The organism is Spartobacteria bacterium UBA695, assembly GCA_002298145.1.
In the GTDB taxonomy this organism is placed as follows: Bacteria; Verrucomicrobiota; Verrucomicrobiia; order Chthoniobacterales; family Chthoniobacteraceae; genus UBA695.
Window position 1 is genome coordinate 1 of record DBMP01000002.1, and the last position, 13,170, is coordinate 13,170.

Sequence of the window (13,170 nt, forward strand, 5' to 3'; positions counted from 1 at the left end):
CTTGTTAGGTGGATACAAGGCGGCGGCGTATGTCCAAGCCATAGGCCAAAGGTCGCCGCGGCTGTTTTCGTACAGCTTATCAACTCCCGGCCTCCTTCGGATGACCCGAAGGGGGCTGAATTGTAATAAGCCAAAAAAAAACAGCAAAGGACATGAGAATTTCCCCGCGTTGCGAAAACGCGCCCGCCCGTTGGTATTATGCGGAAGGCGACCACGGTGTAGCAGGCCCCGTCACCCTTCAATCCCTCCGCTTCCTTCTCCTGAGAGGAGGCGTCACATTGGATACGCCGGTGCTTCCAGAGAGCGGCGGCGGCCCTTGGCAGCCCTGCCAGAGTGTTTTTACCAGCGAGGAAAAGCGATTGTTCCCACGGAGGCACGAAGGTTTTTAGGGCCAGGATTTGTCTGTAATGGGTTGGTCAGATTTGCGCATTGAGAATGTTCCCGGGGTCTTCTCCACTCCTAACGGTAAAATGGCGGGCTATTGCGAATCGACTCTAGAACCAGATTGGCGAAAATTCAGAAAAAGCAGGGTGAACCCTTATTTGTGCCAAAGTGTGCCACCCCGGGCGCGCCCACTGTGCCAATCTGCGCCACCGTGACACACGTCACCGATATACTTCCATTTTGGATATATTCATAAGTCTTTCTTTATGATCACCTTATAAATATTTTCACAATTCGGCCCGGGACTTGCTAAAGGCTAGACCAGCCCACAGGCAACCAACTTACTTTTTTATGGCAAAGATCCTCGGTATCGATTTGGGAACCACCAACTCCTGCATGTCCGTTATGGAAGGCGGGGAGCCGGTCGTTTTGGAAAACTCGGAAGGCGCACGGACGACCCCCTCTGTGGTTGCCTTTACCAAGAGTGGCGAACGTCTCGTCGGCCAGGCCGCCAAGCGCCAGGCCGTGACGAACCCGGAAAACACCGTTTTCTCCATCAAGCGCTTCATGGGCCGCAAGTTCGATGAGGTGCGCGATGAACTCCACCGCATCCCGTACAAGGTCGTCAAGGCCGCCAACGGCGACGCCCACGTGCAGGTGCAGGTCGGCGGCGAGACTAAGAGCTACTCGCCCCCGGAAGTCTCCGCGATGATCCTGGCCAAGCTGAAGGCCGACGCCGAAGCCAAGCTCGGCGAGACGATCACCCAGGCGGTCATCACCGTTCCCGCTTATTTCAACGACTCCCAGCGTAACGCCACCAAGGACGCGGGCAAGATCGCCGGCCTCGAAGTGCTGCGCATCATCAACGAGCCGACCGCGGCTTCCCTGGCCTACGGCCTCGACAAAAAGAAGGACGAAAAGATCGCCGTGTACGACTTGGGCGGCGGCACGTTCGACATCTCGGTGCTGGAAATCGGCGACGGCGTTTTCGAAGTCCGCGCCACCAACGGCGACACCCACCTGGGCGGCGACGATTGGGATCACCGTTTGATGGACTGGATCATCGACGATTTCAAAAAGGAAACCGGCATCGACTTGAGCAAGCAGCCCGACGCCGTCCAGCGCATTAAAGAAGAGGCCGAGAAAGCCAAGATCGCCCTCTCCTCCGCGCAGGAGTACGACCTCAACCTCCCCTTCATCACCGCCGACCAGACCGGCCCGAAGCACATTCTCCAGAAGCTCACCCGCGCCAAGCTGGAGCAGCTCTGCGATGACCTCTTCGAGCGCACCATCCCGCCGGTCAAAGCCTGCCTTAACGACGCCAAACTTTCCGAGCGCGACGTGGACGAACTCGTACTCGTCGGCGGCATGACCCGTATGCCGAAAGTCGTCGAAACGGCCCGCAACCTCGTCGGCAAAGAACCCCACAAGGGCGTCAACCCGGACGAAGTCGTCGCCATCGGCGCGGCCATCCAGGGCGGCGTCTTGAAGGGCGACGTGAAAGACGTGCTCCTCCTCGATGTTACCCCGCTCACCCTCGCCATCGAAACGGCGGGCGGCGTGGCCACCTCGATGATCCCGCGTAACACGACCATCCCGACGCGCAAATCGCAGATCTTCTCCACCTACAGCGACAACCAGCCCGGCGTGGAAATCAAGGTCCTCCAGGGCGAACGCCCGCTGGCCCGCGACAACAAGAACCTCGGCACCTTCCACCTGGACGGCATCCCGCTCGCCCCGCGCGGCGTCCCGCAGATCGAAGTCACCTTTGACATCGACGCCAACGGCATCCTGCACGTCGGCGCGAAAGACCTCGGCAGCGGCAAAGAGCAGAAAATCTCCATCACCGGTTCGTCAGGCTTGAGCAAAGACGAGATCGACAAGATGCAGAAGGAAGCCGAAGCCCACGCCGAAGAGGACAAGAAGGCCAAGGAAGCCATCGAGATCCGCAACAACGCCGACAGCCTGGCCTACCAGAGCGAGAAGCAGTTGAAGGAACTGGGCGACAAGATCCCCGGCGACAAGAAAGCCGAGATCGAGAAGGAAATCGCCGCCGTGCGCGAAGCCCTGAAGGGCAGCGACGTGGACGCCATCAAGAGCGCCTACGACAGCCTGCAAACGAAGTTCCAGGCCGCCAGCGAAGAACTTTACAAGAACGCCGCAGCCCAGGCGGAAGCCGCTGGGGCCCAGGCAGGTCCCGGCCCCGAAGCGGGTGGCGAAGCCAAGCCCAAGAAGGATGGCGACGTCGTGGACGCCGAATTCGAAGTCGTCGACGACGATAAGAAGAAAGAGTAATTTCCACGCACCTTTGAGCGACAAAGCCAAAGCCGCAAGGCACGGCTTTGCCGCTCTCTTTTACACTTTAAACCTAACCTTTACCGCATCCCCCCGGGTCCCCCGGCGGGTGGGGTAACCAACACAAAACCAACAGAAAAACTAGCTATGGCAGTTAATGTCAAACCTCTCGGTGACCGGGTGCTCGTGCAGCCGATCGAAGAGAAAGAAGTTATCAAAGGCGGCATCATCATTCCTGATACGGCCAAGGAAAAGCCCCAGGAAGGCAAAGTCGTCGCGCTCGGAACCGGCAAGCTCGATGAGAAGGGCAACAAAGTCGAATTCACCGTCAAGGTGGACGACCGCGTGCTGATCTCCAAATACGGCGGTACCGAAATCAAGGTCGACAACGTCAGCTACCTCATCCTGCGCGAGGACGACATTCTCGGCATCCTCGGCTAATTTCACTAGAACTTTTACTCTCGTTTCCAATACCTTATGCCAGCTAAACAACTCCAGTTTGACGAAGCCGCCCGCCAGGCGCTTCTCCGCGGCGTCCAGAAGCTCGCGCGTGCCGTGAAGGCCACGCTCGGACCGTCGGGCCGCAATGTCATCATCGACCGCAAATTCGGCAGCCCCACGATCACCAAAGACGGTGTTTCCGTGGCCAAGGAAGTCGAACTCGAAGACCCGTACGAGAACATGGGCGCCCAGCTCGTTCGCGAAGTCGCCAGCAAGACCAGCGACATCGCCGGTGACGGCACCACGACCGCCACGGTCCTCGCCGAAGCCATCTACAAAGAAGGCCTCAAGAACGTGACCGCCGGGGCCAACCCGACCTCGCTCCAGCGCGGTATCTCCAAGGCCGTCGCCGCGATCACCGAAGAGCTCGCCAAGATCTCCAAGAAGGTCAACGACCGCACCGAAATCGCCCAGGTGGCCACCGTTTCCGCCAACTGGGACACCACCATCGGCGGCATCATCGCCGACGCGATGGACAAGGTGGGCAAAGACGGCACCATCACCGTTGAAGAAGCCAAGACCATCGAGACGACCCTCGACGTGGTCGAAGGCATGCAGTTCGACAAGGGCTACCTCTCCCCGTACTTCGTGACCAACACGGAGTCCATGGAAGTCATCCTCGAGAACGCCTACATCCTCATCTTCGAGAAGAAGATCAGCAACCTCAAGGACCTCCTCCCGCTGCTCGAGAAGGTGGCCAAGAGCGGCCGTCCGCTCCTGATCATCGCCGAGGACGTCGAAGGCGAAGCCCTCGCGACCCTCGTCGTGAACAAACTGCGCGGCACGCTGCAAATCGCCGCCGTCAAGGCTCCCGGCTTCGGCGACCGCCGCAAGGCCATGCTGGAAGACATCGCCGTCCTCACTGGCGGCCGCTTGATCACCGAAGACCTCGGCATCAAGCTCGAGAGCGTCACCGTTGAAGACCTCGGCAAAGCCAAGCGCATCACCGTTGACAAGGAAAACACGACCATCGTGGAAGGCGAAGGCAAACAGGCCGACATCCAGGGCCGCGTGAACCAGATCCGCCACCAGATCGGCGAAGCGACCTCCGACTACGACCGCGAGAAGCTCCAGGAGCGCCTCGCCAAGCTCGCCGGTGGTGTTGCCGTCATCAACGTCGGCGCTGCGACCGAGACCGAGATGAAGGAAAAGAAAGCCCGCGTCGAAGACGCCCTCCACGCGACCCGCGCGGCCGTTGAGGAAGGCATCGTCCCCGGCGGTGGCACGGCCCTCATCCGCGCCCAGAAGGCGCTCGACACCCTCGATCTCACGGGCGACGAGAAGATTGGCCTGGAAATCATCCGCCGTGCGGTGGAAGCCCCTCTCCGTCAGCTCGCCGACAACGCGGGCCAGGAAGGCGCTCTCATCGTGCAGGAAGTCAAGAAAGCCAGCGGCAACGTCGGCTACAACGTCGCCACGGGCGAATACGTTGACCTCCTCAAGGCCGGTGTGGTTGACCCGACGAAGGTCACCCGCAGCGCGCTCCAGAACGCGGCCTCCATCTCCGGCCTGCTCCTGACGACCGAAGCGGTCATCACGGAACTGCCCGAGAAGGACAAGCCCGCCGCTCCTGCCCCTGGCATGGACGGAATGGGCGGAATGGGATACTAAGCTCGCAAGAGCTTCCAATGGGCTGACAAGGCCCGTCATTCCAAGCGAAAGCTTACCACCGGGTCCGGAAAATCTTCCGGACCCGGTTCTTTTTTGCAGTGACGACATGGGCCTTTGCCCTCATACTCACCTCCCGAAGGGATTCCATGACTTCCAACGCCGACACCACAGCCCTAAAGCCCGCCACCATCCTCCTCGTGGATGATGATCCCTTCATGCTCCGGCTCATGAACCTGATTCTCCAGAGCGACGGGTACGAGCTCATCCAGGCCCGCAGCGGAGAGGAAGCGCTGAGCGCCATACGCGAGCATACGAACGTGGATCTGGTCATCTCGGATGTGGTAATGCCCGGGATGAACGGCGAGCTGCTGCGCGACACGGTGCGGCGGCAGTGGCCGAAGTCGAAATTCATCGTCTGCTCGGGCTACCCCGACAAATGCTGGGACCTGGCCAACAGCGACGCCCCGGTGACCACGCTTTCCAAGCCCTTCACCGCCAACGTCCTGAAGCAAAAGGTGCGCGAGGCCCTGGCCGCTGAGGCGTAGGCCCACCGAGAGCTGAAAGCGGCTGGCCCTATCTCCCGCCGCCGGTCTCCAGCGCGGCGCGCATGGCGGCGAAACGCGATTTAACGGCGGTATCGGCCACGGGTGTATTCATGAGCTTCTTTAAATCAATGCGCTCGATGAGATCCGGGTCGAGTTCCTTGATGAAGCTGCTCGGCGTGCACGGGATCGACCCGCCGTAGCGGAACCGGCTGTAGCAGTAAGTCATCGTGAGGGTCTGCTGGGCGCGGGTAATGCCGACGTAGAGCAGGCGGCGCTCTTCATCGAGCGTCCCTTCGAGCTTCGAACGGTCATGCGGCAGGACGCCTTCCTCCAGGCCGACCAGGTAGCAGTGCGGGAACTCCAGCCCCTTACTGGCGTGCAGGGTAATGAGCGTGACGCCGGTCCCCTTCTCCTTGTCGTCGTCGTCCTTGTCCTGGCGCAGCGCCATGGCGTCGAGGAAGCCGGAGAGGCCGCCGTCGGATTTCTCCAGGTAGCGCTCGAAGCCGCCCACCAAGTCCCGGATGTTGCTCTCGCGCTTGAGCGCCTCGTCGCCGTTCTTGCACGAGCGGCGGAGGTCGTCGTAGTAGCCGGATTCGTCGATAATTTTGCGTAATACTTCCGGCTGATTGACGAGCGGCTCGTTGAGCTTGGTCTCCCAGGCGTCGAGCTGCGTCATGAATTCATGGATGGCCGTCACCGCCCGCGGCGTGATGCCCTGGTGAAGCTCCTCCTTTTGCAGCGCCTGGAAAAGGCTGCACTTCTCCTTGATGCTCAGCTCCAGGGCCTTCTGCACGGTCGCCTCGCTGATCCCGCGCGGCGGCGTGTTGATGATGCGCAGGAGCGCCGCGTCGTTGTCGGCGTTGAGCGTGCAGGCGAAGTAGGAGAGGACGTCTTTAACTTCGCGCGAGTCGAAGAAGCTTTTTCCGCCGATGATCCGGTAGGGCACGCCTTTTTCCTGGAAGGCCTGCTCCAGCGAGCGGGCCTGGGCGTTCATGCGAAAGAGGACGGCGAAGTCCTCGTAGCGCAGGTTCCCCTCGGCCTTGCGTTTGGCGATCTCCCCGGCGATGAAGTCGGCCTCCTCGTGGTCGTTGGGGGCCATGACGAGGCGCACCTTGTCGCCGTCGCCCTTGCCGCTCCAGAGCTGCTTGGGGCGGCGGCGCGGGTTGTTTTTAATGAGGGTGTTGGCGGTGTTGAGGATCGAGTTGGTGCTGCGGTAGTTCTGCTCCAGCTTGACGACGGTGGGGTTGGGGAAATGCGTCTCGAACTCCAGGATGTTGGAGACTTCCGCGCCGCGCCAGCCGTAGATGGACTGGTCGTCGTCGCCCACCACGGCGACGTTGGGCGGGGTGCCGTCGTCGCGCTTGGCCAAGTAGCCGACCAGTTCGAGCTGGAGGCGGTTGGTGTCTTGAAACTCATCGACCATAACGTAGCGGAAGCGCTTCTGCCAGCGCTGGCGCACGTCGGCGTGCTCGGCGAGGAGTTTGACGGTCAAGAGCAGCAGGTCGTCGAAGTCGACGGCGTTGAGCTGCTTCAAGTCGGCCTGGTAGCGGGCGAAGATCGCGCCGATGAGGGTTTTTTCCTCCTGCGGGGCGTTCCAGCCGTTGTTCTTGGCCTTGCTGATCAAGGACTTGGCGACGTTGGGCTCCATTTTTTCCCCAATGGCCACCGTGCGGGTGATGATTTTCTTAAGGAGGCCCGTCTGATCGCCCTCGTCGTAGATGGTGAAGTTCTTTTTGTAGCCGAGCTTCTCGATATCCTGCCGCAGGATGCGCATGCAGAGGGCGTGGAAGGTGGACATCGTGACCTTGCCCGCCTTTTCCTTGCCAAGCATGGCCATGAGGCGCTCGCGCATTTCGTTGGCGGCCTTGTTGGTGAAGGTGACGGCCAGGATGGAGGCGGCCTCGATGCCCTGCGAGAGCATGTAGCCGATGCGGAAGGTGATGACGCGCGTTTTGCCCGTGCCCGCCCCGGCGAGAATAAGCAGCGGCCCCTCCGTGGTGGTCACGGCGTGGCGCTGCGGGTCGTTGAGATCGAAGAGGCGGAAGGACATTTTCGGGGGGCAAACTCTACCCTCGCCCGGGCCGGGCCGCACGCTTTTTTGGTCCCGTTTCGCGCGCCCCGCCTCCTTTTTCTCTGTAACTCGGGGCGACTTCTGCTATGCATGCGCCATGGCACTTTTTACCGGACTCCCCCTCCTGGCCTGGGCATCCACCACGCTGCCCGAAGCCCTTGTCTCGACGGTCCTTTTCGGGATGGTCGGCATTCTCCTCTCCATTCTCGGCTTCAAGCTCTTTGACTGGGCCACGCCGGTCTCCTTCGACAAGGAACTGGAGAAGGGCAACGTCGCCGTCGGCATCCTCTGCGGAGCCATCGTGCTCGGCATCTGCCACGTCATCGCGACGGCCATTAGCTAATTTCCCTTCCCCCCCCTCCCGAGTGAAACGCTCGAAGAAAGTCCTCCTCCTCATCACCGGCTCGGTGGTGCTGGGCGCTTGTGGCCGCGCGCCGCAGCCTCCGGCCGACCCGAACGCCTCGCCGACCCCCAGTCCCACGCCGGGCAGCTCTGGTTACCACGGCGGCAGCCATTGGTGGAACTTCGGCGGGCACAGTTCGAACAGCGGCGGCGGCGGTTTTTCTCACGGTATCAGCCGGGGCGGCTTCGGGTTCCACGGGTTCGGCGGGCACGGAAGCTGACTCTTATGAAGCGTCTCCGCACCGCTCCGCGCCCGGACTGGCAGACGAAGGTGGAAGCCCTGGGCCTCGTCTTTCACACGGCGGAAACGCCCTACTGGGACGAGTCGGCGCACTATGTTTTCACCATGGCCGAGGTGCTGGAACTCGAACGGGCCACGGGCGAGCTCTTCCGGCTCTGCTGCGCGGCGGTGGAGCACGTGCTGGCCCACGATCTCTGGGAGCGCATGGGCATCCCCGAGGCCTTCGCCCCGATGATCCGGCGCTCGTGGACGGAGGATGACGTGGCGCTCTATGGCCGTTTCGACCTCCGCTACGGCGGCGCGGGCTCGGGCGCGCCGAAGCTCTACGAATTCAACGCCGACACGCCGACCTCGCTCCTGGAGGCGGCGGTGGTCCAGTGGTACTGGCTGGAGGAGTGCTTCCCCGGCGGCGACCAGTTTAACTCCCTGCACGAGCGGCTCATTGCGCATTGGAAAATCAGCGGTATCGACGGGCCGGTCCATTTCGCCATGGCCCGGGGCAGCGACGAGGAATTCGCCACCGTCGTTTACCTGGAGGACACGGCGCGCCAGGCGGGGCTGACCACCTCGCGCCTTTACGTGGACGAGATCGGCTGGAACGGGAGCAAATTTGTCGACCTCCTCTGCCGCCCGATCCGCACGCTCTTCAAGCTCTACCCGTGGGAATGGCTGATCCGCGAGCCCTTCGCCAAGCACCTCCCTCTGGAGCCGTGGAGCGTGATCGAGCCGCCGTGGAAGATGATCCTGAGCAACAAGCGCCTGCTGCCGCTGCTCTGGGAGCTTTTCCCCGGGCACCCGAACCTGCTCCCCGCCTTCCCCACGCCCGACCCGCTGGGCGAGGCCTACGCGCGCAAGCCGGTCTTCGGGCGCGAGGGCGCGGGGATCACGCTCGTCAAGGGGAGCCACGAAGTGACGACAGAGGGCGGGGCGGAGATCGACGGTGGCTTTATCTACCAGGCCCTCGACCTTCCGCCGGTATTTGACGGCGCTTTTCCGGTCATCGGCTCATGGATCGTCGGCGGGGAGGCGGCAGGCATGGGCATCCGCGAGGCCAGCACGCCGGTGACAAACCAGACGAGCCGCTTCGTGCCCCACCGCATCGAAGGTTAACCGGCGAGCCGACCGGAATCCGCGTTAATTTTTCCCCCGCAAACGGCGCGAGAGCTCGCGCAAGGGGTTCCGCTTCAAGGCGGCGATCTCCGCCCGCATTTTCGCAATCTTCGCTTCCTTTTTGGCCCTGTCCGCATTGACCGCGGCCATTTCTTTTTCAAGCCATGCGGAGCGTTCCTGTAATTCCCGCGCTGTTTCCAGCTTGTTTCCATCCGGTTCTCCGACGACGGCGGCGGCGGGAGTTGTCCGAATTTGGAAGGGTTCGTGCAGCACGGCCGCGCGGGATACCGGCAAGAAGCAACCGTCGCACCACCCGATCCACCCCTCGGCGGAGTAGTGTTCGTCAAAAAGCCCCGCCAGACGATAGCCATGCTCGGCCATCCAGCGGACGATCTCGTGCGCGGGGGCTTGGCCGGAATACAGTTCCGTAAAAAGCATTTCGAGAACAACGATGGGGGCGCTCTCAACAAGGGTGCGAACCGCTCCCTCCAGGACGTCGAGATCATGTCCCTGGGTGTCGATTTTGAGCAGGCCGATTTGATCCAGAATCCCCCGGTCGTTCAGATAATCGTCGAGGCGCGCTTTTTTTACGTGATAGCGGCGCAGCTTCCCTTTGGGCGGGTAGGCATAGGGCAGCAGCGATCCCGTGGCGGTTTCTTCATCGCAATAAAACTCGGCGGTGCCGTTCTCGTTACTAAGGGCCAGGCGCTCCAGGGCGGTGTTGGGGATGTCGCAGATCTGTTCCTGAAGGATCTTGGCGTTTTGCGGGTTGGGCTCGAAGAGGAACGCTCCAGCGAACTGCTCTTTTTGCAGAAACGGTTTCGAAAAGTCGCCGTGGTACGCCCCCACGTCTAGCAGCAGCAGTTTCTCGTCCAGCCGCGCGAAGCCCTCCACCTGCGCCTCCAGCCAGTGGGTAAAGGCTTCGCCATAGTTCGGCGAATGGTAAACCTGGACGGGCGAGGCGAAGTGGCACGGGCTTTGGGGCCTTTGAAGGCGCGCGCGGATCGCGTTTTGCGCGGCGGCGAAGATGGTATCGTTGAGGAAGATGAGGTTGCCCCAATCGCCGTCCGCATACCGGGTCGGATTAAGCTCAGCGCGCTCTCGCCCGCCGCGCCGCTTGACCGCGAGGACATTGCGGTAGCCCAGGCGGCGCGCTTCCTGCACCAGGCCTTCGGGAAACGATCCGGCCCATTCCTTGTAAAGACTGGGAGTGAGGAACTCGCACATGATCACCTCGGCGCGCAGGTCACCCAGGCCCTGCAACACGCCCAAGTCATTCCCTTCCGTGTCAATTTTGAGGATTCCCACCGGTGCTTGAATCTCCCCCCGCTCCAGCATGCTCCCCAAAGAGCGGCATTCCACTGGCATCGACTTGGAATGGGCGAAGTACTCGTGGGTTGCAATTTTGTTCAGGGAATGGAAGTAGTCGAGAACGTTGCCGTCAGCGTCGCATGCAATATTGAATGTTGCCTGGTGGTCCCGGTTATCCACGGCGTAAGAAAATACCTTGGAGTCGGTTCCGGCGACTAGTTTGGCCAGTTCCGGCTGATGTTGCGGCAGCGGTTCAAAGAGAACGCCGGAAAAGCCGAGATCCAGGAAAACCCTGGCCATGCCGCCCTTTTCAGCACCCACGTCGATGAAACGTTTGCGGTTGACATAACCCGCGAGGAATTTCAGCCATTCGACTTCGGTTCCCTGCTCATAATACGACTTCTCCTCCGCTATCCTTGCTTCTGAGACATTCATTATCCGACGTATTAGGAGTGTTTTTATATGATTGCTAGCAAATAGGGGTGCCCACTCGACGACCCGGAAAAACCTGAGTCCCCTTTCGGGTATTCACCTTGAGTGAGATTGCACCCTACCTACCGTTTCCCGAATTTCCCGGTGTCCCAGGTGCCACGGGCAGCTGTAGCAGCGCTTTTTGGATCTGAAGGTAAAGCGGCGCCGTCCACGAGGGAAGCGGCCCGGCGGCGGCGCGCGGGAAGGAGGCAACCCGGAAGTCAACCGGGCTCAAAATCACCGAGATCGCCTCCACGCCGGTAAGCGCCGCGAGCACGAAGAGGTCTTCCGCTGCTTCGTTGCCCATGGCGAGGCACCCCACCGAGCAGGCTTCGCCGTGGATCATGATGTCGCCGCCCAGCTGGGTGCGGTTTTCGCGGGCCGCCTGCTCCCGGTCAAAGGCGTTAGGGTAGCTCACCTTTAATGAGAGGTGGTAGGAGCTGTTCGGGTTGAGGTATTCGATGCCGTAGAGGCCCTCGGGTACCTGGAGATCGCCCTCCCGGAGCTTGGGCCCGAGGTGGCCGCTGGCGGCCAGGATGGGGTAGGAGCGGATCCAGGATAGATGACCCTCTTTCCCCGCCGCATAGAGCTCCAGCCGCCGCTCTTGCTTGAGCCCCACCAGTACCAGGCGGGCCGGGGGATAGGGGACGCCCGCGCGCTTGAAATCCGGGCCGAGCCGCCCCGCCACGGGGACCTTGAATTCCCTCACCCGACTGGCCACCGTCGCCGCGCCGCCGGAATGAAGCGCATGCCAGAGTTCCCAGATTTTGGCACCGATAAAACACAGGAGAAAGGCCAGCGCGGCCAACACCAGGGAACGAAGGAGTTTGGACATAGAGAGAAGCCATCGAGCGGCGTTTGTTTTTATAAGCTGATTGGAAAAAAAGGAACTCTGGCGGTCCATTCTTAGCCCTCTTCGCGCTTGATTCTTGCGCAGACGCGGCAAAATTGTTCATTTTAGTCCCCGCAATGCGTTTGCCCTGTTTTCGTTTAAATGCCGCATGGATTTTCGCGGTGGCCCTCTTCGTGCGCCTGTTGGTGCTCGTCGATTTTGGGCATTCGGATTACCTCTCTCCATCGGGCGGCGATATGCTCTTCTACGCCGACTGGGGCAAGGCGCTCGCCTCGGGCTGGCACGGCTCGCACGCCTATTACGCCCTGCCCGGCTATGCCATGGGCCTGGGCGCGCTTTTCCGATCGGTGGGCTACTCGCCCTACACGGTCGCGGCGCTCCAGACACTCTCCGAGGCGGTCATCGCAACGCTGATTTTCTCCCTCACGCTCTGGGCCTTTCCGGTGAAGCGGGGCCGCATCGTCGGGGCGCTGGCGGCGCTGGGGTGGGTGTTTTTCCAGCCCGCGCAGGCGTTCTCGCTAGTGACGATGCCGACGACCTGGGGCGTGCTGGCGCTCTGGACGCTGGTGGCCTGGAGCGCCCGAAGCGAAAGCCGCCGCTTCTGGTGGCCCTGGCCCGCCATTGGTCTGCTGGCCGGGCTGGCGGCGACGATGGTAGCCACGGTGCTCGGGGTCCTGGTGCTGGCGGCCGTGGCGGCATGGCGTAACCTGCGGCAGCCCAGGCCGTTCGCGGCGGCAGTGGCGCTGATGCTAGCCGGGGCGCTCGCCGGGACGGCTCCCTGCTGGTACCATAACTACGTGGTGATGAAGGACCCGGTATTCCTCTCCGGCCACAGCGGGCTGAACTTCTGGATCGGCAATAACCCGGATGCCAACGGCTACCCGAAGATCCCCCCCGGGCTCCGCCCCACGCAGGCCGGGATGCTCCGGGACTCGATCCTGACGGTGGAAGCCGAGGCGGGCCACGAGCTTAAGCGAGCGGAGATCTCCGGCCGCTGGGCCTCCATGGCCCGCGAGTACATCCGCCAGCATCCGGGGGCCTGGCTGAAGCTGCTCGGCCTGAAGGTGCACAATTTCTGGAACGCCACGCAGTACGACGACCTGAGCCTCATCACCCCGATGGCCGACGAGGGGGTCCTTACGCCCGGCCTCCGCTTTGGCCATGTGGCTCTCCTCGGCTTGGCGGGCTTCGCGCTGACGTGGCGGCGTTACCCCCGGTCCCGCTGGATCGCCGGGTCGGTCCTGCTTTCCATGGCGATGCTGTTGCCGGTGTTCATCACCGAGCGTTACCGGCTGCCCGCCGCTCCGGGGCTGCTGATGCTCGGCGCGGGCGGGCTGGCGGCGCTCGGCGAAGCGCTGGCGGGCCGCCGCTGGCT

The 13,170-nt window shown here is 62.1% G+C and carries 11 protein-coding genes; 8 read left to right on the forward strand and 3 right to left on the reverse strand.

What is annotated here, in order from left to right; all coding sequences use genetic code 11:
• Positions 1–735: 735 nt before the first annotated feature.
• The 4 genes from dnaK (at position 736) to B2828_RS00740 (ending at position 5,336) form a co-directional block, all read left to right on the forward strand.
• Positions 736–2,679, forward strand: a complete 1,944-nt coding sequence (gene dnaK / locus B2828_RS00725) for a molecular chaperone DnaK (RefSeq protein ID WP_479631758.1) — start codon at positions 736–738, stop codon at positions 2,677–2,679.
• A gap of 147 nt (positions 2,680–2,826) precedes the next feature.
• Complete coding sequence (locus B2828_RS00730) at positions 2,827–3,120, forward strand: co-chaperone GroES (RefSeq protein ID WP_479631759.1); 294 nt, start codon at positions 2,827–2,829, stop codon at positions 3,118–3,120.
• 36 nt (positions 3,121–3,156) lie between these two features.
• A complete protein-coding gene (gene groL, locus B2828_RS00735) occupies positions 3,157–4,791 on the forward strand; it encodes a chaperonin GroEL (protein ID WP_479631760.1) in 1,635 nt (544 codons plus the stop codon).
• Positions 4,792–4,937: 146 nt separating this feature from the next.
• Positions 4,938–5,336, forward strand: a complete 399-nt coding sequence (locus B2828_RS00740; protein ID WP_479631761.1) for a response regulator — start codon at positions 4,938–4,940, stop codon at positions 5,334–5,336.
• Between the two features lie 28 nt (positions 5,337–5,364).
• Here the strand turns inward: B2828_RS00740 and B2828_RS00745 are convergent, their stop codons facing one another.
• Entirely contained in the window at positions 5,365–7,386 is a 2,022-nt protein-coding gene (locus tag B2828_RS00745; RefSeq protein ID WP_479631762.1) for an ATP-dependent helicase, read from the reverse strand.
• A 118-nt stretch (positions 7,387–7,504) separates the two neighbouring features.
• On the opposite strand from B2828_RS00745, the gene B2828_RS00750 reads away from it, so the two are divergent.
• The 3 genes from B2828_RS00750 to B2828_RS00760 are packed head-to-tail and all read left to right on the forward strand — an operon-like array spanning position 7,505 to position 9,160.
• On the forward strand, positions 7,505–7,750 hold the full coding sequence (locus tag B2828_RS00750; protein WP_479631763.1) for a DUF350 domain-containing protein: 246 nt from the start codon (positions 7,505–7,507) through the stop codon (positions 7,748–7,750).
• 22 nt (positions 7,751–7,772) lie between these two features.
• Positions 7,773–8,030 (forward strand): hypothetical protein, encoded by a 258-nt coding sequence (locus B2828_RS00755; protein ID WP_479631764.1) that lies wholly within the window; start codon positions 7,773–7,775, stop codon positions 8,028–8,030.
• A 5-nt stretch (positions 8,031–8,035) separates the two neighbouring features.
• The gene (locus tag B2828_RS00760; protein WP_479631765.1) at positions 8,036–9,160 is read left to right on the forward strand and encodes a glutathionylspermidine synthase family protein; all 1,125 of its coding nucleotides are present in this window, start codon (positions 8,036–8,038) and stop codon (positions 9,158–9,160) included.
• Positions 9,161–9,184: 24 nt separating this feature from the next.
• Here B2828_RS00760 and B2828_RS00765 read toward each other — a convergent pair whose 3' ends face one another.
• Together B2828_RS00765 and B2828_RS00770 are read right to left on the reverse strand one after the other, a co-directional pair.
• Complete coding sequence (locus B2828_RS00765; protein ID WP_479631766.1) at positions 9,185–10,906, reverse strand: FkbM family methyltransferase; 1,722 nt, start codon at positions 10,904–10,906, stop codon at positions 9,185–9,187.
• 115 nt (positions 10,907–11,021) lie between these two features.
• Positions 11,022–11,777 carry a L,D-transpeptidase family protein gene (locus tag B2828_RS00770; protein WP_479631767.1) on the reverse strand — a complete coding sequence of 252 codons (756 nt, stop codon included), beginning with the start codon at positions 11,775–11,777 and terminating at the stop codon, positions 11,022–11,024.
• Between the two features lie 134 nt (positions 11,778–11,911).
• Here B2828_RS00770 and B2828_RS00775 point away from each other — a divergent pair.
• Positions 11,912–13,170, forward strand: a 1,259-nt coding sequence (locus tag B2828_RS00775; protein WP_479631768.1) for a hypothetical protein, incomplete at its 3' end; no start/stop codon positions are given.